This window comes from Variovorax sp. CF313 (assembly GCF_000282635.1).
GTDB lineage: Bacteria > Pseudomonadota > Gammaproteobacteria > Burkholderiales > Burkholderiaceae_C > Variovorax.
Map to the genome: position 1 here is coordinate 40,901 of NZ_AKIW01000001.1, position 22,746 is coordinate 63,646.

The 22,746-nt window shown below is 67.4% G+C and carries 23 protein-coding genes; 12 read left to right on the forward strand and 11 right to left on the reverse strand.

All coding sequences use genetic code 11. The annotated features are described in order from the left end of the window. The 5 genes from PMI12_RS00185 to PMI12_RS00205 all read right to left on the reverse strand — a co-directional run bounded on the left by PMI12_RS00185 (position 1) and on the right by PMI12_RS00205 (position 7,846). Entirely contained in the window at positions 1–1,119 is a 1,119-nt protein-coding gene (locus PMI12_RS00185; protein ID WP_007827690.1) for a pentapeptide repeat-containing protein, read from the reverse strand. Continuing rightward, a complete protein-coding gene (locus tag PMI12_RS00190) occupies positions 1,116–3,755 on the reverse strand; it encodes a DUF2169 family type VI secretion system accessory protein (protein ID WP_007827691.1) in 2,640 nt (879 codons plus the stop codon). The genes PMI12_RS00185 and PMI12_RS00190 overlap by 4 nt, the downstream gene beginning before the upstream one ends. Before the next feature lie 24 nt (positions 3,756–3,779). Further along, positions 3,780–4,217, reverse strand: coding sequence for a hypothetical protein (locus PMI12_RS00195; RefSeq protein ID WP_007827692.1), 438 nt, complete (start codon positions 4,215–4,217; stop codon positions 3,780–3,782). A gap of 8 nt (positions 4,218–4,225) precedes the next feature. Further along, positions 4,226–6,568, reverse strand: a complete 2,343-nt coding sequence (tssI, locus tag PMI12_RS00200; protein ID WP_007827693.1) for a type VI secretion system Vgr family protein — start codon at positions 6,566–6,568, stop codon at positions 4,226–4,228. 141 nt (positions 6,569–6,709) lie between these two features. Then, positions 6,710–7,846 carry an iron-containing alcohol dehydrogenase gene (locus tag PMI12_RS00205; RefSeq protein WP_007827695.1) on the reverse strand — a complete coding sequence of 379 codons (1,137 nt, stop codon included), beginning with the start codon at positions 7,844–7,846 and terminating at the stop codon, positions 6,710–6,712. A gap of 134 nt (positions 7,847–7,980) precedes the next feature. Here PMI12_RS00205 and PMI12_RS00210 point away from each other — a divergent pair, with 134 nt between their 5' ends. Next, positions 7,981–8,895: an alpha/beta hydrolase gene (locus tag PMI12_RS00210; protein ID WP_007827697.1), complete on the forward strand. Its 915-nt coding sequence runs from the start codon at positions 7,981–7,983 to the stop codon at positions 8,893–8,895. Next, complete coding sequence (locus PMI12_RS00215; RefSeq protein ID WP_007827699.1) at positions 8,892–9,782, forward strand: YbgC/FadM family acyl-CoA thioesterase; 891 nt, start codon at positions 8,892–8,894, stop codon at positions 9,780–9,782. The genes PMI12_RS00210 and PMI12_RS00215 overlap by 4 nt, the downstream gene beginning before the upstream one ends. On the opposite strand, the gene PMI12_RS00220 is transcribed toward PMI12_RS00215, so the two are convergent. Further along, positions 9,776–10,684: a hypothetical protein gene (locus PMI12_RS00220; protein ID WP_007827701.1), complete on the reverse strand. Its 909-nt coding sequence runs from the start codon at positions 10,682–10,684 to the stop codon at positions 9,776–9,778. The two genes, PMI12_RS00215 and PMI12_RS00220, sit on opposite strands and share 7 nt — an antisense overlap. A gap of 147 nt (positions 10,685–10,831) precedes the next feature. Further along, positions 10,832–11,758 (reverse strand): CAF17-like 4Fe-4S cluster assembly/insertion protein YgfZ, encoded by a 927-nt coding sequence (ygfZ, locus tag PMI12_RS00225; RefSeq protein ID WP_042672528.1) that lies wholly within the window; start codon positions 11,756–11,758, stop codon positions 10,832–10,834. Between the two features lie 113 nt (positions 11,759–11,871). On the opposite strand from ygfZ, the gene mltG reads away from it, so the two are divergent. From mltG to PMI12_RS00260, 7 genes are all read left to right on the forward strand, one after another. After that, the gene (gene mltG / locus PMI12_RS00230; RefSeq protein ID WP_007827703.1) at positions 11,872–12,897 is read left to right on the forward strand and encodes an endolytic transglycosylase MltG; all 1,026 of its coding nucleotides are present in this window, start codon (positions 11,872–11,874) and stop codon (positions 12,895–12,897) included. Beyond that, the gene (gene tmk / locus PMI12_RS00235) at positions 12,894–13,550 is read left to right on the forward strand and encodes a dTMP kinase (RefSeq protein WP_007827704.1); all 657 of its coding nucleotides are present in this window, start codon (positions 12,894–12,896) and stop codon (positions 13,548–13,550) included. Before mltG ends, tmk begins: the two co-directional genes overlap by 4 nt. Then, positions 13,547–14,560, forward strand: a complete 1,014-nt coding sequence (locus PMI12_RS00240; protein ID WP_007827706.1) for a DNA polymerase III subunit delta' — start codon at positions 13,547–13,549, stop codon at positions 14,558–14,560. Before tmk ends, PMI12_RS00240 begins: the two co-directional genes overlap by 4 nt. Beyond that, complete coding sequence (locus PMI12_RS00245) at positions 14,557–14,937, forward strand: PilZ domain-containing protein (RefSeq protein WP_007827708.1); 381 nt, start codon at positions 14,557–14,559, stop codon at positions 14,935–14,937. The genes PMI12_RS00240 and PMI12_RS00245 overlap by 4 nt, the downstream gene beginning before the upstream one ends. An 84-nt stretch (positions 14,938–15,021) precedes the next feature. After that, on the forward strand, positions 15,022–15,828 hold the full coding sequence (locus tag PMI12_RS00250; RefSeq protein ID WP_007827710.1) for a TatD family hydrolase: 807 nt from the start codon (positions 15,022–15,024) through the stop codon (positions 15,826–15,828). Further along, positions 15,825–16,505: an ankyrin repeat domain-containing protein gene (locus PMI12_RS00255; protein ID WP_007827713.1), complete on the forward strand. Its 681-nt coding sequence runs from the start codon at positions 15,825–15,827 to the stop codon at positions 16,503–16,505. Before PMI12_RS00250 ends, PMI12_RS00255 begins: the two co-directional genes overlap by 4 nt. After that, the gene (locus PMI12_RS00260; RefSeq protein ID WP_007827714.1) at positions 16,499–16,711 is read left to right on the forward strand and encodes a DUF4124 domain-containing protein; all 213 of its coding nucleotides are present in this window, start codon (positions 16,499–16,501) and stop codon (positions 16,709–16,711) included. The genes PMI12_RS00255 and PMI12_RS00260 overlap by 7 nt, the downstream gene beginning before the upstream one ends. A gap of 116 nt (positions 16,712–16,827) precedes the next feature. Here PMI12_RS00260 and PMI12_RS27890 read toward each other — a convergent pair whose 3' ends face one another. From PMI12_RS27890 to PMI12_RS00280, 4 genes are all read right to left on the reverse strand, one after another. Then, on the reverse strand, positions 16,828–17,553 hold the full coding sequence (locus PMI12_RS27890) for a hypothetical protein (RefSeq protein WP_007827716.1): 726 nt from the start codon (positions 17,551–17,553) through the stop codon (positions 16,828–16,830). Positions 17,554–17,660: 107 nt separating this feature from the next. Beyond that, a complete protein-coding gene (locus PMI12_RS00270) occupies positions 17,661–18,176 on the reverse strand; it encodes an NUDIX hydrolase (RefSeq protein ID WP_007827718.1) in 516 nt (171 codons plus the stop codon). 10 nt (positions 18,177–18,186) lie between these two features. Next, complete coding sequence (locus PMI12_RS00275; protein WP_007827720.1) at positions 18,187–19,629, reverse strand: trypsin-like peptidase domain-containing protein; 1,443 nt, start codon at positions 19,627–19,629, stop codon at positions 18,187–18,189. After that, a complete protein-coding gene (locus PMI12_RS00280) occupies positions 19,630–20,052 on the reverse strand; it encodes a universal stress protein (protein WP_007827722.1) in 423 nt (140 codons plus the stop codon). 194 nt (positions 20,053–20,246) lie between these two features. Between PMI12_RS00280 and PMI12_RS00285 the strand changes: the two genes are divergently transcribed. From PMI12_RS00285 to PMI12_RS00295, 3 genes are all read left to right on the forward strand, one after another. Next, positions 20,247–20,774: a flavodoxin family protein gene (locus tag PMI12_RS00285; protein ID WP_007827724.1), complete on the forward strand. Its 528-nt coding sequence runs from the start codon at positions 20,247–20,249 to the stop codon at positions 20,772–20,774. Between the two features lie 229 nt (positions 20,775–21,003). Further along, positions 21,004–22,293 (forward strand): trypsin-like peptidase domain-containing protein, encoded by a 1,290-nt coding sequence (locus PMI12_RS00290; RefSeq protein WP_007827726.1) that lies wholly within the window; start codon positions 21,004–21,006, stop codon positions 22,291–22,293. A 51-nt stretch (positions 22,294–22,344) separates the two neighbouring features. Next, a complete protein-coding gene (locus tag PMI12_RS00295) occupies positions 22,345–22,719 on the forward strand; it encodes a TraR/DksA family transcriptional regulator (RefSeq protein ID WP_007827728.1) in 375 nt (124 codons plus the stop codon). The last annotated feature ends 27 nt before the right edge of the window (positions 22,720–22,746 follow it).

Genomic DNA, 22,746 nt, shown 5'->3' on the forward strand with positions numbered 1-22,746 from the left:
TCATGCGATGTCCTTTGCGTCGATGGAGAGGCGACCCTCGGCGTCGCGGTCGAGGCGGATGGCGCGGGCCGGGCGCTGGCGGGCGATGCGCTCTGCCTCGTACAGGTGGGGGTCGTTGTCGAGCACACCGATGCGGTCGCTCCAGCGCGAGCCGCCCAGCTCGGCCCGGTGCAGCTGGGTGCGCTCGAAGCGGGCCTTCTCGAAGTTCGCGCCGCGCAGGTCCGCGCAGGAGAAATCGGCGTAGACGAGCCGGCTGCGCTCGAAGCTCGCGTTCTCGCAGCGGGCGCGGAGGAAGACGCCTTGTTCCAGACTCGCGCCGGAGAAGTCGGCTCTCGCGAGCCAGGCGTCGGCCCAGAGCGACTGGTCAAGCGCCGCGCCACGGAAATCGGCGCCGCGCAGGTCTGCCTCGACGAACAAGGTTTGCGGCGCTTGCACGCGGGCCATGCGCGCGCCGTCGAGCCTTGCGCCCTTGAAGTTGCATTGCGCGAGCTGCGCGTCCTCGAACACGCAGCCGGACATGCGCGCGTCCGTGAACTGGCACATCGCGAAGGCCTGCCCCGCGAACGACTGGCCGCGCAGGTCGGCCTCGGAAAACACGGCGTTGTGGAAGCGCGCGGTTTGGAACGCGACCTCGCGCAAGTCGCTGCGGAAGAACACCGCGCTCGTGAGCGAGGCATTGCGCAGGTCCGCGTTGCCCATGCGGCTGTCGTTGAAGATCGTCTTGGTGAGCGTGGCGCGCTCGAAGCTGGCGCCGTGCAGCTCGCAGCCGTAGAAGACCGTTTCCGCCAGCTGTGCACCGGCGCAGCGCGCGTCGCGCAGGTCGGACTCGGTCACGACGGTGCGCGGCCAATGGCTGGCGGTCGCATCCACCCCCCGCAGGCTGCAGCGCAGGAGCGACACGCCATCCAGCCGCCCCGACGCCAGCGTCGCGTCATCGAAGGTGCAGCGCTCGAACACCGAGTCGTCCAGCCGGCTGCCGGCGAGCGAGGCCCGCGTGAAGCGGCATTCGCTGAACATGCCGCCCGAAAGGTCGAGGCCGTCGAGCGGCATGCCGGTGAAATCTTCTCCTTCCATGCGCTTGCCGTTGCGGATGTGAAGCACCAGCTCCTGCGGGCTCATCGGATCGGCGTCGCGCGCGGGGCCGGCACGGTCTTGGTCTGCTCGATGTAGGCACCCTGGGTGGCGGTGGTGCCGTCGATGCGGATCTGCGACATGTCGGCGCGAAACAGGTTGGCCTCGCGCAGGTCGGCGCTAGGCAGCAGGGCCTTGTTGAAGTTGGCGGTCATCAGGTTGGCGCCCCGCAGCGACGCCCGGCTCAGGTCGGCGCGAATGAAGAGGCTGTCGGGCGCCTGCACTTCGGCGAGGTCGGCGCCGCTCAGGTTGCAGGAAGAAAAGTCGCAGGTGTCGAGCGTGGCGCGGGCGAGCCGCGCATCTTCCATGGCCATCGCGCGCAGGCTGCACTGCACCAGCGTGGCCGCCTCGAAGCTGGCGCCGCGCAGGCTGGTGCTGCCGGCAAAGCAGGTGGTGCGCAGCAGGGCCGCCGCGAACACCATGCCCTCGTCGCACGGCGTGTGGGTCCATGCGCAGGCTTCGAGCGTGGCGCCGGTGAAGTCGAGCCGCGCCACGCGGCACGACAGGAAGGCAGCCTTGTAGAGGCGGGCGCGCCGAAAGCTGCAGCCTTCGATGGTCACGTCGGAAAGGAAGCCGGCGTAGGCAATGTCGGCGTCGTCGAAATTGCAGCCGCGCAGCCGCGAATCGATCAGGTGCAGATGGTGCAGGCGCGCGCCCTCGAAGCTGCAGCCGGCAAGCGTCACCTTGTCCAGCTTCGCGCCTTCGAGATCGGCGCGCGAGAAGTCAGCCTGTTCGCAGGCGATACCTCCGAGGTTCGTGTCGCGCAGCACCGCGTCATGAAACCGGGCGCCCGAGAGTTGCGCACGCACCAGTACGGCCTGGCTGAAATCGGCGCTGTCGCATTGCACGCCGCGCAGGTCGGCGCTTTCCAGCAGCGTGCGGCGAAAGCATGCGCCGCGCAGGTCCAGGCCCGAGAGATCGGCGCCGGTCAGGTCCATCTCGGTGAAATCGCGGCTGCCTGCGAGCACCGACGCCACATGGGCACGCAGTGCCGCAAGCCGCTCGGGGGGCAGGGGATCGACGCTGGCCTGATGCTGGGCAGTGCCGCGGTACAGCGCGAGCAGGCCGCGCTCGCCGGCCTCTGTCATTTTTCGCATCGATTCCACCTGGTCCGGCGGCATGGGCGCGGTGCCCGTGGCCGCTGCGATGCCCGTGAAGCCGCGCAGCACCGACGCGCCATCCACGCGCGGCGGCCCCTTGATCTCGGCGCGGTCATGCTCGCGCACCAGCTTGCCGGTGTCGAAGCCGACCTTCCTCGACTCGCTGGCGTTGGCGTCGGCTTCGCGCTGAAGGCGTTCGCGCTCGACAGCGCCTTGCGCGCGCTGCGCGCGGGCATAGGCATCCGCCTGCTCGACGAACCCGGGCAACTCGTGCAGGGTGGGTGTGCGCTGGAAGGGCGCAGGAAGAGCGCGCTCCCTGAAATGGCGCGCCTTGTGCCCGGCGTCGAGCGCCATCTGCTTGAGTTCGTCGCGGGCTTGCCGGCCGAGTTCGCGCATGTTGCGCACCAGCGCTGATTCGGTGGTTTCGGGCTGTTCGAGCCATGGACCAATGGCCCCCGGGGGCACCAGTTCATCGTCTCGGAACATGTAGAGCGCGCCCTTTTCCGGGTCGCAGCGCTGGCGCAGCACGGTCTCGTAGTGCGCGAGGCCGCGTGGTGCGTCGATCGTTTCGAGCGCGGGCATCACGTGGGTGACGTCGCTGGCGTCGTCTTCTTCGATGAGGGTCTCGCCATGGAAGACCAGCGCCACGCGCTCCAGGTGCGGGAAGAACCACGCGGTGGTCAGCCGCTGCGCGATGTCCTCGATCTGCCCCGGCGACCGGCGCCGCGCGATGAAGGCGAGGGCGCGCCAGCTGGGCAGTCGGCCCCGCTGGATCGGCACGCCGGGGTGCATGTTCCACACCGCATAGGGGGTGCCCGGAGCGATCTCCAGGGCACCGGCCAGGCGCTGGTCGGGCGGCGCGGCATTGAAGAGCTGCCAGTCCATGTCCTCGGCAAAACCCGGAAACAGGTGGGCGCGCCAGTGCTCGTCGTACTGCCTGCCGATCATGCGCATGCGCCGGGGCCAGGCGATGTCGAGCGGGCCGAAGCCGGCGGGTTCGGGCTGGTCGCCGGGCCGGTGCACGCGGTGGGAGGGGTCTTCGATGTTGGGCAGGCGCTGCACCTCGCGGCCATCGACTTGTTCGAGCCCGTGGCCGCGGCCCAGCGGGTTGTCCGCGAAGGCGGGGCCGCCATAGGCGCGCGTCCAGTCCACGCGCATGGACTCGAAGGGCTGCGGCTGCGTGGCACGGCCGCCAATCCAATAGCGGTCACCAAAGACGGCCAGGTCCTTGGCAAGGCCGCCGAGTTGCAGCCGTGCGGCGCACATCGTCTTTTCCGCCTGGTGCGCGGTGTAGGCGAAACCGGTGGCAAGCACCTCGGCGCGGATCTTCGGCAGGCCCAGGTCGATGGCGGTGGCCGGACCGAGTTCGTCGGACAGCGCTTTCCAGAACTCGGGTTCGGGCGTCAGCACGGGCTGCTCGCCCATCGATGCCATGCACAGCGTGGTCACGGCCAGGCGCTGCTCGCCACCGCGCAGGAACGGCCGCGTGGTGACGCTCAGCCGCAATGGCTTGACGGTCTTCATCGGCGGCGCATCCGCGGCATCCGCTCAGGACGCACGCGGGATCTCCAGCGGCGTGCGCTCGCGGTCGATCGCGACCGAGGCGGCGTTTCGCGGGTCGTAGCGCAGATGAACGATCTTCAGCGGTTCCTGGAACCGGGGCACCAGCGCGTCCTCGACGAATGTGCGGATCGACGCCGTGTGCAGCGTGCCGGCGGTGTCGGCGTAGTCCACGTCGAGCACCACGGCGCAAACGGTCTGCCCGCGCGAGCCGCCGCGGGTCATGTTTCCCGGGTGCATGCGCAGGCTGCGAAGCACGCCGTCGGCTGGCTGGCCCGTTTGCGCGAGCGACAGCCACAGCTTCTGTTCAGCCGAATACAGCCGGCTCTCGCGGCGCATGTAGCCCACTGCGCCGATCGAGAACACGACGACCGCCGTCATGACGACGGCGAAGACAACCCAGAGAAGAATTTCCCAGACAGGCATCGTGTCCTTCACATGACGATGTGCATGGCCTGCGCATAGGTCGCGAGACCGTCCATCAGGAAGCGCAGCGCGGCGTTGCCGACCTGTATGGCTTCCTTGGTGATGTCGGTGCCCTTGTTCGCGATCTTGAAGGTGAGGAAGTCCACCTTGAGCACGGCGTATTGCGAATTGATGCCGTAGAACTGTTGCCGCACGCCCCAGAAGTCCAGCGAGGCGCCCACGGCTCCGAAGCGAAAGCCCACGCCGCCCGAACGCGCCAGCCGCCAGTCGCTGCTCTTGGCGTAGTTGTTGGTGTAGCTGACGGAGTTGTTGGTGTAGTTGTTCGTCAGGTTGTTGTAGGTGTTCGACGTCGTGTTGTAGACGCTGGTGTTGATGACGTGCTGCGTCGTGTTGTGGATGTGGTTCGTCGTGTTGAAGGTCACGTCCGGCGAGGTGTGCACCGTGGGGCCGGTGACGGTGGTGGTCGAGGGGCCGTTGACCTGCACCGTGTTCGAGGCGTTGATGGTGTCCTGGCGGCCCGCGCTCACGAAGCGGATTTCCTGTCCGTCGATGGTGCCGTTGAAGCCGCCGCTGATCGCCAGCTTGACGCCGCCCGTGATGGTGTCGTTCAGCCCGCCGCCGATCGAACGCGTCTTGCCGCCGGAGATGGTCTGCGTCACGCCGCCGGCCACTGTTTCGGTGAAGCCACCGGTCACGCTGCGGGTGTCGCCACCGCTGATGGTTTCCTTGGCGCCCGCGGTGATGTCGCGCGTCTCGCCGCTCTGGTAGGTGGCCGACTCGTGGCCCTTGATGAGGGTGGTGCGGGTGCCGCCGGTGGTGTGCGTCTCGTCGGCCTCCACCTCCACGTCGAGGTTGCGCTCGGCGTGCAGCAGGATCTGCTCGGCGCCCGAGCGGTCCTCGAAGCGCAGCATGTTGGCCTGGTTGGCCGCACCGCCCGCGCTGGAGCGCGTGAGGATGCCGCTGGCCGTGGCGTTGGCGGGCAGCTCCCATGGCGGCATCTGGTCGCTGTTGTAGACGCGGCCGGTGATGATGGGACGGTCGGGCTCGCCACCGATGAAATCGACGATCACTTCCTGGCCCACACGCGGCATGTGCATGGTGCCGTAGTTGGCGCCGGCCCAGTTGCTGGACACGCGCACCCAGCACGAGCTGTTCTCGTCCGACTGGCCGTAGCGGTCCCAGCGGAACTGCAGCTTCACGCGGCCGAAGCGGTCGGTCCAGATCTCCTCGGGACCGACCACCGTGGCGGTCTGCGGGCCGTTGGTGCGCGGGCGCGGCGTGGTGCGGGCGGGGCGGTAGGCCACGGAGGAGGGCAGCACGGTGAAGTCGAACTCGCACACCGATTCGCTGCTGCCGCCGGTGGAGTACTCGGGCTCCTGCAGGTTGTAGCGGGTCTCGGTGACGAGGTATTCGCGGTTGTCCGATTCGCGCGGGCAGTGCGTCATCTCGAACAGATAGCCCGGCGCCATGCCCACGACGTTGGTGTGGCCCGAAGCCAGCTCGTGCGCGCACTGCAGCTCCTGCAGGCGGACCTTGGCGTAGGCATCGCCCTGCTGGTGCTCGCTGTAGCCGCCCAGCCATTCGTAGACCTCGTAGGTCGAATGCTCGTGGGCTTTGGGGTCTTGCTGCACGCTCTGCAGCGAGGCGCGCGACTTCTTGAAGTCGAAGTCGTCGAGCATCACACGGCCCGAGGTGATCTGCTCGGCCACTCGCCACTGGTCGATGCAGGGCTCCAGCGCATTGAGCACGCGGTCGCGCGGGCGATAGGCGATGCTGGCGTGGCCGGGCAGCGGCTTGTAGCTGCCGGTGTCGTCGACCAGCACCAGCAGGTGCGCGCCGTTGCCGTGCTCGAAGTGATAAGCGATGCCTTCGTGCTCCATGAGGCGGCTCACGAAGGCGAAGTCGCTTTCCTGGTACTGCACGCAGTACTCCATGGCGGGGTAGCTGCCCGTGAGGCGCTTGTCGAACTGGAAGCCGTACTTGCCCAGCACTTCGTCGAGCACCTCGGGCACGCTCTTGTTCTGGAAGATGCGGCAGTCGGTGGTGCGCGTGAGGTACCACAGCCACGGCTGCACCAGCGCACGGTAGATGTAGTGGCGGCCGGTTTCGTTGGCGCGGCCTACAAGCTCGAAGCGCACCACCGTGCCGTTGAGAAAGCGCGGCGCGCCTTCGTCGGCCAGCTCCAGCGTGAGCGAGGTGCCGAGCAGTTGCTTCAGGTCGAGGCTGAAGCTGGTGCTGACCATGTCCACCTCGAACTCGAAGAGTTGCGAGAGCCCCTCCCGCCCCCGCATGGCGCGGAACTTGAGCTGCTCGGCGCTCAGGACGGTGTGGACTTGGACGGTACGCGGCATTCGGAATTTCCCTGACCCATGGGGCTTCTGCGGATGCGAAACCTTCGATGGGCAGTCTAGAAATTCCTTATGTCATATACATGACGCGCAGGCGCGGCACGGGCCGCTTTCCCCCCCTGAAAACAGGCGTAGAAGAAGCCCTTACATCGAGGCTTCGAGCATGGCCTTGTAGTCGTCTCGCGTGGCCAGGCGCGGGTTGGTCTTGTGGCAGTGGTCGGCCATGGCGCCGTCGATGATCTGCTCGAACATCGCGGGCGTCACGCCCACCTCGGCCAGGCCCTTGGGCAGCCCGAGGTGCGCGTTCATGTCGCGGATGGCGTCGCCGAGATCGCCGGCCGAATCGAGGTGCATGGCCTGCGCCATGCGCTGAAGGCGCTGCTCCTTCTGCACCGATTCGGCGCCCGAGTTGAAGTGGATCACCGCGGGCAGGAAGAGGGCGTTGAGCGTGCCGTGGTGCAGGCGTGGATCGACGCCGCCCAGGCTGTGGCTCAGCGAATGCACGCAGCCCAGGCCCTTCTGGAAGGCCATGGCGCCCTGCATCGATGCGCTCATCAGGTTCAGGCGCGCCTCGCGGTCGCTGCCGTCCTTTGTTGCGCGTTCGATGTGGCCCCAGGCGCGTTCGAGCCCGTCGAGGCCGATGCCGTCAGCCGGCGGGTTGAACGCGGCCGACATGAAGGTCTCCATGCAGTGCGCGATGGCGTCCATGCCGGTGGCGGCCGTGAGCCTGGGCGGCAGGCCGAGCGTGAGCTCGGGGTCGCAGATGGCGGCCTTGGGCATCAGGAACCAGCTGTGGAAGCCGAGCTTGCGGTGGTCGTCGACGATGACGATGGCGCCGCGTGCCACCTCGCTGCCCGTGCCGCTGGTGGTGGGCACCGCAATCAGCGGCACTGCGCGCTCGGTGATCCTGGGCGACCCGCCTTCGATGGTGGCGTAGGTCTTGAGCGGTCCTTCGTGCGTGGCCGCGATGGCCACGCCCTTGGCGCAGTCGATGGCCGAGCCGCCGCCCACGGCGATTAGCCCGTCGCAGCGGCCGCTGCGGTACAGCTCGACGGCCGCGCGCACCGCAGCTTCGGTCGGGTTGGAGGGCGTCTGGTCGAACACCGAGACTTCCAGGTCGGAAATGGCATCGAGCGCCTTCTGCAGCACGCCGGCCGCGCGCACGCCGGCGTCGGTCACGATCAACGGGCGATTGATGCCGATGCGCGCGCACTCGCTGGACAGCAGCTTGATCGCGCCGAATTCGAACTGGATCTGGGTGAGGTATTGGATGAGTGCCATGAATGTGGATATGCCGTGGGGCAGTACGATTGCCGACCAGCCCAATCTAACAAGAGCGATCAGTCTTGCACACGAAAGAAACCCTTGCCGTTGTCGCGCCGGGAACACCCCCCGCCATACGACTTACCCCGAAGATGGCCAGCGTTGTCGAACGCATGGCGCGCGCCGGCCACCCCCCACTCGACCGGCTCACGCCGGAGGAGGCCAAGGCCTCCTACGAAAAGGGCGCCGGCGTGCTCGAAGTGCCCAAGCCCGAACTGGCGCGGGTTGAAGACTTCACCATTCCCGCACGCGATGACTTCGCGATCCCGGCAAGGTTGTATGCGCCGTCCACCGATGTGCTGCCCGCGCTGATGTACTTTCATGGCGGCGGCTTCACCGTCGGCAATATCCGCACGCACGACACGCTGTGCCGCGTGCTGAGCGCCAAGAGTGGCTGCGCGGTGGTGTCGGTGGACTACCGCCTCGCGCCCGTGCACAAGTTTCCGACGGCGTCGAACGATGCATGGGACGCCTTCGCCTTCCTGGCCCACGAGGGTAGACGCGTCGGTGTCGACACGCGGCGCCTGGCGGTAGGCGGCGACAGCGCCGGCGGCACGCTCGCGGCCGTGTGCGCGATCCTGGCGCGAGATGCTGGCCTGCCGCTCGCGCTGCAGATGCTGATCTACCCCGGCATGACAGCCCACCAGGACACGGCCTCGCACCAGCGCCACGTCAACGGCCCGCTGTTGACCAAGGCGATGATCGATTTCTTCTTCGCGCAATACGTCCGCACGCCGGCCGACCGCGACGACTGGCGCTTTGCGCCGCTGCTGGCCGACGACGTCGAAGGCGTGGCGCCGGCCTGGATCGGCCTCGCCGAATGCGATCCGGTGGTCGATGAAGGCATCGCCTACGCCGACAAGCTGCGCGCCGCGGGCGTGCCGGTCGACCTGGAGATCTACCGCGGCGTAATCCACGAATTCGTCAAGATGGGGCGGGCGATTCCCGAGGCGCTGCAGGCGCAGGAGGACGCGGCCCGCGCACTCAAGGAAGCACTGGCACCATGAGCGAAGCAGCCACCCAACGCAGCAATTTCCGCTTCTTCCACCGCCTGCGCGTACGCTGGGCCGAAGTCGACATGCAGAAGATCGTCTTCAACGCGCACTACCTGATGTATTTCGACACCGCCATCTCGGACTACTGGCGCGCCTTGGCGCTGCCGTACGAAGAGGCGATGCATGCGCTGGGCGGCGACCTCTACGTGCGCAAGGCCACCATCGACTTCCGCGCCTCGGCGCGCATGGACGACATGCTGGACATGGGCGTGCGCTGCGCGCGCATCGGCAATTCGTCGATGGTGTTCGAGGGCGGGCTTTTCCGGCAGGACCAGTTCCTGGTCGGCTGCGAGCTGGTCTATGTGTTCGCCGACCCGGCGACGCAGACCTCGAAGCCGGTGCCTGCAGCCCTGCGAGAAGTGCTGACCGGCTACGAGGCCGGCGAGACGATGAGCACCGTCGAGACCGGCGACTGGGCCACCCTGGGCGGAGGCGCTGGCGCCCTGCGGCGCGCGGTGTTCATCGAGGAGCAGAACATTCCCGAGGCGATGGAATGGGACGCGCAGGACGCCGTGGTGCTGCACGCGGTGGCGCGCAACCGCATCGGGCAGGTCATCGCCACAGGGCGGTTGCTGGCGGCCGAGAACGGCGTCTCGCACATCGGCCGCATGGCGGTGCACCGCAACCTGCGCAGCGGCGGGCACGGCGCTGCGGTGATGCAGGTGCTCGAAGACGCCGCCAGGGCGCGCGGCGACAGCGTGGTGGCGCTGAATGCGCAGCGCAGCGCCGAGCGTTTCTATGCGCGGCTGGGCTATGTGCCGCATGGCGACGGCTTCGAGGAGGCCGGCATCCCGCACATCGAGATGCGCCGGTCCCTTCTTCCTTCTTCTTCTCAATAGCGAGCGGGCGGGTCCGGCACGTAGCCTGGGTCGGAACCCGGGAACGGCGACGGACCGGCCGGACGCGGCCAGCGCGGCGCGGGCGGCACCGGGATCACGCCCGCGGCAACGAGGTTCTCGCGGCTGTCGTAGCGGATGCGGACCACTTCGTCGGGCGACGACTGCGCGCGCTCGAAGGTGGTCTTGCCGACATACGAGGTTTCGCGGCGGCCGTGCGCGGTGCCCAGGCTCGGGCTGGGCGCGGGCTGGCGCAGGCTGCCCACGGGGGACTCCGCTGCCGCGGTGGCACCGTCGGCCGAACCGGCCTTCGCGCGCGCATCGCCCAGGGACGACGAGTCGCTTCGGCGCTCGCGCTCGCCGCGTTCGTCGCGGTACGGAAAAGGCGTGACCGGCGGCGGGGGCGGCTCGGGCATGCGCTCGCGGAACATCGCGACACCGATCACGCCCACGTCGTCCGGGCGGCCCGTGCGGCTCGCATAGGAGTTGCCGGCCGCGGCGAACTCGAAGGCCGCGATCTGCGAATCGCTCTTGCGCCAGCCGGTGATGTCGCTGCGCTCGCTGCCGCTGAACACATAGCCGTTCTGCCCGACGCCGGCCGTTTCGCCGGTGACGACGTTGATGCCGTCCACCGACATCACGGCCATGATGCGTTCGCCCGTCGCGTTGCGCGCCCGGATGGCGTAGCGCGCTCCGGGGCGGCCGGCCACCCAGTATTCGCCACGGTGGCGGTAGATCGGCAGTTCGGTGCCGGTGCCGCGGTCGACCACGCTGATCTGCATCAGCGAGCCGATGCGGCTGGGCGGCGTGGGCGGGGCGTAAGGCCGCTCCGGGCTCTGCGCGCAGGCCGAGAAGGAGGCCGCGGCGCTCAGGGCCAGGGCGGTGGAAAAGAGTCTGCGCTTCATGGTGTCTTCCTTGCCGGGAGTTGATCGGTGCAGGCTTCTACGGCGCAGCATCGGCGGCAGGGTTAAACGACGCGCAAAAAAATGGCGCCATCTGTTCGATAGCGCCGAACGCCCCTTTTCTTCAAGGGCGTTGGGGGAATGGGAGACTCAGATGTCCTCGAGCAGGGGGTAGGGCAGCGGATCGACCGTGAGTGCCGCGCCGTCGGCCGCGCCCGCGTGCAGGCCACCGGCCTCGAGCGCCGTGATCTGCATCGAGACCAGCGCGGACCAGCCGCCGCCGGGCGCCGGCGCGGCCTGCGCCACGATGCCCACGGGCTGCTCGGCATCGGCGGCCGCGAACACCTCCTGTCCGGCGGAGACGGGCGCATCGGCCTGCACGAGGTAGGTGCGCCGCTTCAGCGTGCCGCGGAACTGGCTGCGCGCGACCACTTCCTGGCCGGGGTAGCAGCCTTTCTTGAAGTTCACACCGCCGACCGATTCGTAGTTGATCATCTGCGGCACGAAGGCGTCGACGATCGGCGTGGTCAGCGTCACGATGCCGCTGCGCACCTCGCTCCACTGCCACAGGGCGGCATCTAGCGCGGGGCCCGTGGGTGCGGCGTGGCCGGCCGGCGCGATCCAGAGCGCACGTGGCACGCCGTCGGCCGGATACAGCGACACGGCGCTGGCGTCTTCGCCGACGGCCGTGCGCTTGCCGGGCGAAGCGGCGGCGTCGAGGCCGTTGCCGGTCAGGGCGGTGCCAGCCAGGCCATACAGCGCAAACTGCTCGGTGGCGTCGGTCAACTTGGCCTTGGCGCGCAGCACGAACATCGACAGGCGCTTGAGCGTCGCGGCCAGGATGTCGCGGCTGCACACCAGCAGGATCAGCTCCGGTTGCGGCTTGATGCCGATGAAACTCGCGATCACACGGCCCTTGGCGGTGCACAGCGCAGCCAGCCGGGCGTCGGAGGCCCCGAGCAGCGAGAAGTCCTGGGTGAGCTGGCCGTGCAGGAAGCTTGCGGCGTCCGGGCCCTCGGCACGGATCACACCGAGGTGGGAGAGGGCGGTCACGCCATTGAGAACGACTGTGGTCATCGCTGAATTATCATGGCCGGGCCTGTTCCTTCGGGGCGGCAGGGGCTCCTTCCCTGCAGCCTGCGAATCCATCGGTTTTCTCCGGCTTTTTCCGTCTTCCCCATATCGGATCCGTGCGCAGCTTCTTCCTTACGCTTTTCCTGCTCGCTGCCCTGATCGCGCTCGCGCTCGGCGGCGCCGGTCTCTGGTGGGTGCACCAGCCGCTCAAGCTGCCGGCGCCCAGCGTCGACCTGTCTGTCGAGCCCGGCACCACGCCGCGCGGCATCGCACAAGCCGTGGCCGACACGGGCGTCGACGTGCAGCCGCAGCTGCTCTACCTGTGGTTCCGCATCTCGGGACAAGACCGCCAGATGCGCGCCGGCAGCTACGAGCTGGAACGCGGCGTCTCGCCCAAGCTGCTGCTCAACATTCTGGTGCGCGGCGAGGAAGCCACGCGCAGCCTGGTGCTGGTCGAGGGCTGGAACATCCGCCAGGTGCGCGCCGCGCTCGCCAAGGCCGACCAGCTCAAGCCAGACAGCGTGGGCCTGAGCGACGAGGCGCTGATGGCCAGGCTGGGCAAGCCGGGCCTGCATCCGGAAGGGCGTTTCTTTCCGGACACCTACACCTACTCGAAAGGCTCGACCGACATCGCCCTGATGCAGCGCGCGATGCGGGCCATGGACAAGAAGCTCGAAGCCGCCTGGGCCGCCCGCGCTTCCGATCTGCCGCTGAAATCGGCCGATGAGGCTCTTATTTTGGCCAGCATTGTCGAAAAGGAGACAGGCAAGGCCAAAGACCGCTCGGAAATCGCGGCTGTCTTCACCAATCGCCTGCGCATCGGCATGCCGCTGCAGACCGACCCGACGGTGATCTACGGCATGGGCACCGCCTTCGACGGCAACCTGCGCAAGAAAGACCTGCTGACCGACACGCCCTGGAACACGTATACGCGCGGCGGGTTGCCGCCGACGCCGATTTCCATGCCCGGCAAGGCAGCGCTGCTGGCTGCGGTGCAGCCGGCGCAGAGCAAGTCGCTGTACTTCGTCTCGCGCGGCGACGGCACAAGCCAATTCAGCAGTTCGCTCGACGACCACAACCGCGCGGTCAACCGCTATCAGCGCGGGGGCGGCAGCGATTCCAAACCGAAGGCGACCCAATGAGTGACAACGGTCTGTTTCTGACGCTCGAAGGCATCGACGGGGCGGGCAAGTCGAGCCACCTCGATGCGCTGGAAGCCCTGTTCAGGGCGCAGGGCCGCGAGGTCGTGCGCACGCGCGAGCCCGGTGGTACGCCGCTGGCCGAGACGCTGCGCGAGTTGATCCTCGAGCAGCTGATGGATCCGCTGACCGAATCGCTGCTGGTGTTCGCGGCGCGGCGCGACCACATCGCGCAGGTCATCGAGCCGGCGCTGGCGCGCGGCGACGTGGTGCTGTGCGACCGGTTCACCGACGCGACCTTTGCCTACCAGGGCGCGGGGCGGGGCTTCGATCAAGCCGTGCTGTCGACGCTCGAACAATGGGTGCAGGCGGAGGCGGGCAGGGCGGCGCCGCTTCAGCCGCACATCACGCTGTGGTTCGACCTGGCGCCCGGGATCGCGGCGCAGCGATTGGCCGGCGCCCGCGTGCCCGACAAGTTCGAAGCCCAGCCCGTCGAATTCTTCAGCCGCGTCGCCCAGGGCTACGCGGCCCGCGCGGCCGCTGATGCGAACCGCTTCGTGCGCATCGATGCCAGCCAGGCCCGCGACCAGGTGTGGCAGCAGGTCGAAACGGCATTGGTGGCGCGTGGCGTGCTGAACCGAGGATCCGCCCGATGAGCGTGCCGGCCCTGTCCCCCTGGCTGCGCCAGCCGCTCACGGAGTTGCTGCGCCAGCGCGGCCATGCCTGGCTGCTTCAAGGTCCCTCCGGCATCGGCCAGTACGAACTCGCGCTGGCGCTCGCGTCCGCATGGCTGTGCGAGCAGCCGACGCCGGAGGGCACAGCCTGCGGCCACTGCGCCAGCTGCCATGCCATCGAGGTTCGCACGCATGCCGACCTGTGCGTGCTGATGCCCGAAGTCGCCATGCAGGAACTGAACTGGCCGCTCGACGAGAAGGCGCAGGCCGACATCGACGACAAGAAACGCAAGGCGAGCCGCGAGATCCGCGTCGAGGCGATGCGCGATGCGGTCGGTTTCGCGCAGCGAACCAGCGCGCGCGGCCGTGGCAAGGTGGTGCTGGTGTATCCGGCCGAGCGCATGAACACCATCACCGCGAACGCGCTGCTGAAGACGCTCGAAGAGCCCGTCGGCGATGTGCGCTTCGTGCTCGCCAGCGAGGCCGCGTGGCAACTGCTGCCCACCATCCGCAGCCGCTGCCTGGGCTTCACGCTGCCCTGGCCTGAAACCGCCCAGGCCGAAGCCTGGCTGGCCGCGCAGGACGTGCCCGCCGCCGATGCGGCCGCATTGCTGCGCGCCGCCGGCGGCCGGCCGAGCGACGCCTTGCGGCTCGCGCGCTCGGGTCAGTCGCCCAAGGCCTGGTCCTTGCTTCCCAAGGCCATGACGCGTGGCGACGTGGGCGCGCTGGCCGATCACGCGCCGGCGCAGGCCGTCGGTGCGCTGCAGAAGCTTTGCCACGACCTGATGGCTGTCGGCAATGGCGCCGCGCCCCGGTTCTTCGATGCCGCCGACCTGCCCGCCGCGCCGTCGCGGCTGGCGCTGGCGCGCTGGTCGAAGTCGTTGGCAAGTGCCGCCAGAACCGCGGAACACCCGTTCAATGCGGGCCTCATGCTGGAAGCGCTTGTGAGCGAAGCGCGAACCACCCTAAACTCTGCCGCTCGTCGCCCATGAACCAACCTGTCGCCTCCGCCGTTCCCAACGCCACGCCCGCCCGGCCGAGCGTCATCCAACTCGCCATCAAGGAAAAGGGCGCGTTGTACGCGGCTTACATCCCTTTGTTCGCAGAAGGCGGCATCTTCATTCCGACCACGCGCGAATACCGGCTCGGCGACGATGTCTATGTGCTGCTGACGCTGCCCGAAGACCCGCAGCGCTATCCGGTGGCAGGCAAGGTCGCCTGGATCACGCCATCGCGTGCGGCAGGCAACCGGGCACCGGGCGTGGGCATCCGGTTTCCGTCCGACGAAAAATCGCGCCAGCTCAAGGCACGCATCGAGGCTGCGCTGGGCGGTTCGATGGCCTCCGACCGTCCCACGCAAACCATCTGAGTTTTCCGCCGTCCCCGTGACGCGGAACTCCGTCGACGGCGCCACCTCCCACCAGGGAGTGCGCCGCGCACTTCACCATTTCCGATGTTCACCGATTCCCACTGCCACCTCACGTTCCCCGAGTTCGCGGACCAGATGCCGCAGATCCGCGCCGCCATGGCCGCCGCGCAGGTCGACCGGGCGCTTTGCATCTGCACCAAGCTTGAAGAGTTCGACGACGTGCAGGCGCTGGCCGCCAGCTACGACAACTTCTGGGCCAGCGTCGGCGTGCACCCCGACAACGAGGACATCGCCGAGCCCAGCGTGGAAGACCTGGTGCGGCTGTCGGCCAGGCCCCGCGTGGTCGCCATCGGCGAGACCGGCCTCGACTACTACCAGATGGAGGAACGCAAGGGCGGACGCAGCATCTCCGACATGGAATGGCAGCGCGACCGCTTTCGGGTGCACATCCGCGCCGCTCAACAGACCCGCAAGCCGCTGATCATCCACACCCGCGAGGCCTCGTCCGACACGCTGGCGATCCTCAAGGAGGAGGGCGAGGACGGCGCCGGCAATGCGGCCGGCGGCGTGTTCCATTGCTTCACCGAAACCGCCGAGGTGGCACGCGCGGCGCTCGATCTGGGTTTCTACATCTCGTTCTCCGGCATCCTGACCTTCAAGAAGGCCCAGGATCTGCGCGACGTAGCCGCTTTCGTGCCGCTGGACCGCATGCTGATCGAGACCGACAGCCCTTACCTCGCGCCCGTGCCGTACCGCGGCAAGACCAACAATCCGTCGTACGTGCCATTCGTGGCACGGCAGATCGCCGAACTGCGAAAAGTGCCCGTGGAGGCCATCGCCAAGGCCACGAGCGACAACTTCGAAACGTTGTTCAGGGACGTTAAATCATGAAGAACTACATCAAAAAATCTCTTTATCTCATTGTTTTTGCTGCATCTTTTTCAGTGCATGCCGGTTCGTTCGAAGACTTCTTCCGGGCCGTGCGTGGCGACAACGCCAGCGGCGTGCGCACGCTGCTGCAGCGCGGTTTTGATCCGAACACGCGCGACGAACACGGCCAGACGGGTTTGCTGATCGCATTGCGTGAGCCTTCGCCGAAAGTCATCCAGGTGCTGATCGAGTCGCCTCAGACCAATGTGGACCTGGCCAACGCCAAGGACGAAACCCCGCTGATGCTGGCCGCGATCAAGGGCCAGCAGGACCTGGTCACGCAACTGCTGAAGCGCGACGCTGCGGTCAACAAAACGGGCTGGACGCCGCTGCATTACGCCGCGACCAGCGGCCAGTTGACCATCATGAAGGTGCTGCTCGACAACTACGCATTCATCGACGCGCAATCGCCCAATGGCACCACGCCGCTGATGATGGCTGCGATGTACGGCTCGAGCGAGGCGGTGAAGCTGCTGCTGGCCGAGGGTGCGGACACCACGATGAAGAACCAGCTGGGCATGACGGCCGTCGACTTTGCCAACAAGGCGAACCGTCCGGAAGCGGCGTCGTTGATCACTGCGGCGGCGGCAGCCAAAGCCAATGCGCCCAAGGCGATTCCGAAGGACGGCAAATGGTGAAGCCGGCGGGCGCCATGTTGCTGGCGTTCGGACTGATGGGTTTCGCGTCCGGCGCGATGGCGCAGCACTCGATCTACAAGTGCGTACATGGCGGCAAGGTCGCTTATTCGAACGAGCCGTGCCCGGACGCGAAGAAGGTCGAGGTCAAGCAGACGAAGGGCGTGAACTACGAGGGCCGGGGTTCGGGGAGCGCGCTGAAGCGTTGATACCGGCTGGGGGCCTCGTTGTGTTCATCTGAAATAAACACAATGTGCATTATGTTAAATCATAACGGCCGATCGCCATGAGTTCGTCGTCAACGCCCTATCGCCATGGGCGTCCGTCATTCCACCGCGAACCAGTTGAAAAAGTGTTCCGCTGAGCAGTACGCGACGAGCGGCTGCAGCGGAAAGGCCCGCCACGGAAAATCAACGGTACTCGGCTGAAGTGCGTCAAGTACAAGATCGGCGACCCCGGGCTTCAACTGATGGCGATGATTCAAGACCTGTCCCCAGATGGAACTTCCGTTCAAATGGAGCGGCCCCTCTGCGGGTACGAGCGACTCGACATACGCCAGCGGGAAGAGCCGCGTATAGGCTTGAGTGTGATAGAGCCACGAGAAGCCGAGAACCTGTTGAACGTCGGGGTGCTGCCGACGAACTTCTGCGAACAGTGCTCGCAACTCCGCATGACGCTCGTGCGTACTACTGCTAGCAAGAGGGCTGCTGCGCCGATGGCGTGGATCCGGCATGAAGTGAAGTCGCAGTGTCCTGTCTGCACCGCCGGGGTCGTAGCTGAAGCATCCGAATGGTGATTGCCGGACTGTGGGCGCGGCGCTTGCAGCGCTCAGCGTCAGGCGCAAGAGATCGCGATGTTGCGCGCAGGACGGAATCTCTTGCAAGAATGCAGCCCAAGCGCGATCGCCCGCGGGCCCCCAAAGACCGAATCTCCGACGCAAATTCGTGCATTTGCCGATCGCGTCTGCAACTGGGACATCGGTCAGCGCGCAATAGCGTTCGGCGAACCGCAACTGCAGGTCAAGGTAAGCCTCCAACGGACTGATCGTCATGACGCGATTATTGGCTCGACCGTTGGATTGGACTGCGGGGGGACAAAGTAGTTGGCCGGCACCCAACCAGCTTGCGCACCGCTCGTCAACACGGGATTGCTGCTTGCTTACGGGCTCCGTTCAAAGTGATCAATCCCGAGCCCACCGCGCGGCGCAAGCACTGCATCGATCGGCCTCACTTCGTAGAGCAGTTGCCCATGGATTCCGGCCAAAGAAAGCTCTTGAGTCAGCACTGTGACAAGACTGGGTGCGCAAAACCGGGGCAACTGCTCGAATGCGGACCAGCGGAACCCGTCCATCTCGGGGCGACGTCGTCCACGGCGGTCCATGTAGAAGCTGGAACACACGCAGGATTTCGCCTCGAAATGCCTCACCAGCGCTGCAAAGAGCCGAAGCTCTTTGTCCCGGCGGTAGGGAAAAAGTCCAATCTCCCTCAGCTGAGCAGGCAGCAACCGGAGGCCGCATTCCTCGAACGCCTCGCGCACGGCGGTCTGCGCGCCCTGCTCCTGCCCATCGCTTGCGCCCTTGGGGATGTCCCAATACCGGCTGTCGGTCGCATGGCAAAGCAGCAGTTGCCCTGCTGCATCGAACACCAGAACGCCACAGCTGGTCGACTTTTCCATTGCACAAGCCTCACGGCATCCGTACGGTGGCATCGCTCGCGCCTCGCGCCACGGGGGCACGTTGCGGACCGCGCGGAAGAATCGGCACATAGCTGCGGGCCGAGCCGCGCATGACCAGCAAAGCGACCGTGTCGCTCTCTCTGATGGACTGGATCGCCGCATCGAAATCCGCCAGGCCGGCCACTTGCACATCGTTGACCGCGATCAGCATGTCGCCGTAGCGCAATCCCGCCCGCTGAGCCGAACCCGAGGCCGATTGCACAACGAGACCGGGATCCAGAAGGCTGATGCCCAGCACACCCTTTCGCTCCGAGAGTTCGAGCCCGAAGCGCGTCTCTTGCGGCAAGGCACGTGCGGCCAGCCGGGGCGCGAGGTCCGGTGGGATTTCGGCCACGCCTACCTGCATCGTCAACGGCGTTTTGTGGCGCCAGACTTTCAGTGCGAGCAGGCTGCCCTTGCGGGCTCCGGCTACACGATCCTGTATGTCGGCATAGGGCATTGCGGCAGCGCCATCGACGGCCAGCACCACGTCGCCGCTGCGAAGCCCTGCCAGCTCGGCGGGGCTGTCCGGGTCGACGCGCACCACCAGCGCCCCCAATGCGGTATCGAGCCCGAAGGCCGGCGCGAGTTCGACGGTCAGGGGCTGAATACGGGCACCGATATGCCCCCGCATCACCCGCCCGGTGATACGAAGCTCGTCCGCAATGTGCATCGCCGTGTCGATCGGCAGGCTGAACGACATGCCGGAGTACCCACCGCCGGGCGAGTAGGCCATCGAGTTCATGCCGACCACCCTGCCCCGTTCGTCGAACAACGGCCCGCCCGAGTTGCCCGGGTTGAGCGCGACGTCGGTCTGTATCAGCGGCACCCCGCTCCCACCTGACACGTAACGCGGATTGGCGCTCACCACGCCGGCGGTCACGCTGCGCTCGAAGCCGAAGGGGGCGCCCATCGCGGCGACCCATTCGCCCGGGCAGAGCTCGCTGCTGCGGCCCACGGTGACGACCGGCAAGTCGGACGCCGCGACCCGCAGCAGCGCCACGTCGGTGCGGCGGTCGATGCCAACCACCTCGGCATCGAAGCGGCGCTGGTCCTCGGTGACGATGGAGATAGCCTGGGCACCGGTCACCGCGTGCGCACTGGTCAGGATGTAGCCGTCGCGGCGGAAGATGAACCCCGACGCGAAACCGCGCTCCACGCCGCGGCCCCATTGCGTCGGTGCGCGCTGATCGCTGGCGGCAACCCAGTCGTTGCCCGTGCCCGCGACTGTCACGCTCACCACCGCAGGCGACTGACGCGCCGCGGCCGCCACGAAATCAGAGCCTTGCAGTCCCGACGACGTGCGCTCAAGGCACGACGATCGCGTCTGCGACCAGGTGCTCGTTCCGCCCGCCAGCGCGAATGCACCGAAGGCGGCCACGATCACGCCCCGTGCCAGGGTTGCGGCACTCATTCAACGCACCAGCAAGACCGGCACCGTGCACGCAGCCAGCACCTTGGTGGCAACCGACCCCAGCACCAGGTTGGTCAAGGTGCCATGGCCCCGCGAACCCATCATCACGAGATCGAACTGCCCCTTCTGCGCGAACGAAGCTATCTCCTCGGCGGGGTGGCCGATGCGGTGCTCGAAGCGGGCTTCGATGCCGTTCCTGGCCAGCAACGCGCGCACAGGCTCGAGCACCACCCGCGCATCGTCTTCGTAGTACCCGTGCACGATGTCCGGCCCTGCGAAGGCCGCGGCACGGTGCGGCACCGGCAGCACCGCATGGAAGACCGTGAAGGTGTGGCCCGCATTCGCCCAATCCTTGTGCGTGGTCAGGTAGGACAGCATGCGATTCGTGTAGTCGCTGCCATCGACGGCAAGCAGGATTTTCATGATGGTTCCTTCGGCGGAGACGTTCCCCGGTGCAAGGATGGTCCTCGCGCACCCGGCGCCTCGCCTTGCGCCAAATCAAGAAATCCGATGGCTCGCAGCACCTCGGCGCGACACCGCCGGTACTTGATGCAGCGCAAGGTCGCGGCTTCCGACGCTGCCTACATTGACTGTCCATGAACGCAGCAGAGGCAAGCATGAACAACGTCCTGGTGATCGTCTATTCCTACACGGGCACTTCCCGCCGGGTCGCGGAGCTCCTGTGCAGCCAGCAGAACTGGCACATCGCGAACGTCACCGAGGTGCGCCCTCGCAGCGGCGCCCTCGGCAGCTTGCGTTGCGTGCTCGACTCGTTCTTCCGGCGACAGCCCGCCATTCGCTACGACGGTCCGCCGCCCAGCGACTTCGATGCCGTCGTGCTGGTGTCGCCGATCTGGATGCTGCAACTCGCCGGCCCCATGCGCAGTTTCGTCGCGCGCCAACGCCAGCGGCTGCCCGATGTCGCCGTGCTCTCGGTCATGGGTGGACAGGGAGCACCGAACGCTGCAGCCGAGATCGGCAAGCTCCTGGGCCGCGCGCCGATCCTGAGCTCCTCGCTCACGATGCGCGAGGTCGACGACGGCAGTTGTGCGGCCCGCCTGCAGGCCTTCGGCAGCGCTGTGAGCAGTGCCGAAGATTCGCAGGCAGTGGTGCGCCCCGTGACGCTGTCGCCGCAATCGATCTGAAGGCCGAGTCCGGATCGACGTGGCCAATTTTCTCTTTCAGACAGGTGTGATACATCGCACCGCCCACCTCGCGTGGACGCTTGCCGCTGGCACTTCGCTGCTCTGTGCCTGCGCCGCGCCCAGACCTGTGCCTCCTTCGGCCCCTCGCGGACAGATAGCGGCCGCGACCGAGCCTGTTGCGGCGGGCACGAGTGGCTTCTCGTCCCTGGTTGCAAGTCGCAGCAAGTCGGTGGTCGATATCAGCACCCTGCGCATCGGACGCGACGAGACCCCGGAAGACATCGAACTGGAAATCGCCCCGGAGCACGACTTCGCCGACCGGCTGGCCTGGCCCCTGCCGGCGAGCGCGCGGATCAGCCAGATCCGCGACCTCGCCTCGGGCGTGATCATCCGCAGCGACGGCCTGATCCTCACGAGCGCCCACGTGGTCACGAACATCGACGAGGCCCAGGTCCAGCTGGACGACGGGCGCCGCTTCACGGCGCGCGTGGTCGGCGTCGACAAGCGCACCGACGTCGGCCTCCTGAAGATCGATGCGAGCGCCCTGCCCGTGGCCGTCATCGGCGACTCCTCGACACTCAGCCCCGGCGACTGGGTGGCTGCGATCAGCTCGCCTTTCGGATTTCACGGCAGCGTGACGGCGGGCGTCGTCAGCGCTGTCGGGCGCGTCATGGGCGGCGCGGGCGAAATCCCCTTCATCCAGACCGACGTCGCCATCAATCCGGGCAGCTCGGGCAGCCCGCTGTTCAACAGCCGCGGCGAGGTCGTGGGCGTCAACTCGATGATCTACAGCGGCAGCGGCGGCTACATGGGCCTGTCTTTCGCGGTGCCGATCAACCTGTCGATGCGCATCGCCAACCAGCTGCAGGAACACGGAGCGGTGCTGCGGGCCTACCTGGGCGCCGAATTCCAGGAGATGACGCCCGCGCTGGCCCAGTCCTTCGGCCTGCCTGCTTCAACAACGGCCGGCGCCCTGGTGGTCCGCGTCGAGGCGGGCAGCCCCGCGGAAGCTGCGGGCCTGGCGCAGGGAGACGCGGTGCTGGCCCTCGACGGCAAGCCTCTATTGCACTTCATCGATCTTCCGCAGCAGATTGCGCAACACGCGCCCGGCAGTCGGCTGCAGCTCGAGGTGTGGCGACGCGGCGCTGCCCGCGTGCTCCAGGTCGCGCTGGTCGTCCAACCCGCCGTCGCCGGCACCTCTTTCGCGGCCGCGGCGCCCGAATGGAACGACGGCCTGGGCTTGAGCGTGGGCGATCTCTCCCCCGCGCAGCGGCTGCAGTTGCGCATCGACAGCGGCCTGATGGTGCGTGAGGCCGGCGGCCTCGCGCGCAGCGAAGGCATCCGTGCCGGAGACGTGGTCGTGGCCATGAACACAACGAAGCTCTATCGCCCGGAGGACTTCAAGCAAAGCCTTGCGCGGGTGCCTCCCGGAGACACGGTCGCGCTGCTGGTGATGCGCGACCGCCGGCTCGCCTATGTGGCGATCCGCCTTCCGGCCTCGCGCCGTGGCCGCCTCTGACCGCGGCGCAACACCTCCATCGCAGCCATCGCATCTCAAGGACGACACACCATGAAACACCTCGACGCAGCCGACCGCCGCTCGCTTCATCTGCAACTCGACATGCTGAAGCGGCAGGTTCTCGACGAACTCCGCGCCTCGGTGCCCACGGCCCAGCTCCTGGAATCCGGAGGCGGTCGCGAAGTGACGACCCATGCCGACGAAGCCGAAGCGGAGCGCGCAGCCGACGTGCATCTGGCCGAGATCGAGATCGATCGCACCAGGCTCGAAGCGATCGAGCTGGCGCTCGCGCGCCTGGCGGACGGACGCTACGGCGTCTGCGAAGACTGCGGTGCGGAGATTCCGCGTGCGCGGCTGTTCGCGCAGCCCACCGCCGTCCGGTGCGCGGCCTGCCAGACGAGCGTGGAAACAGGCCACCGGCACTGAAGGGGCGAAGATCCATCACTCGCCGTC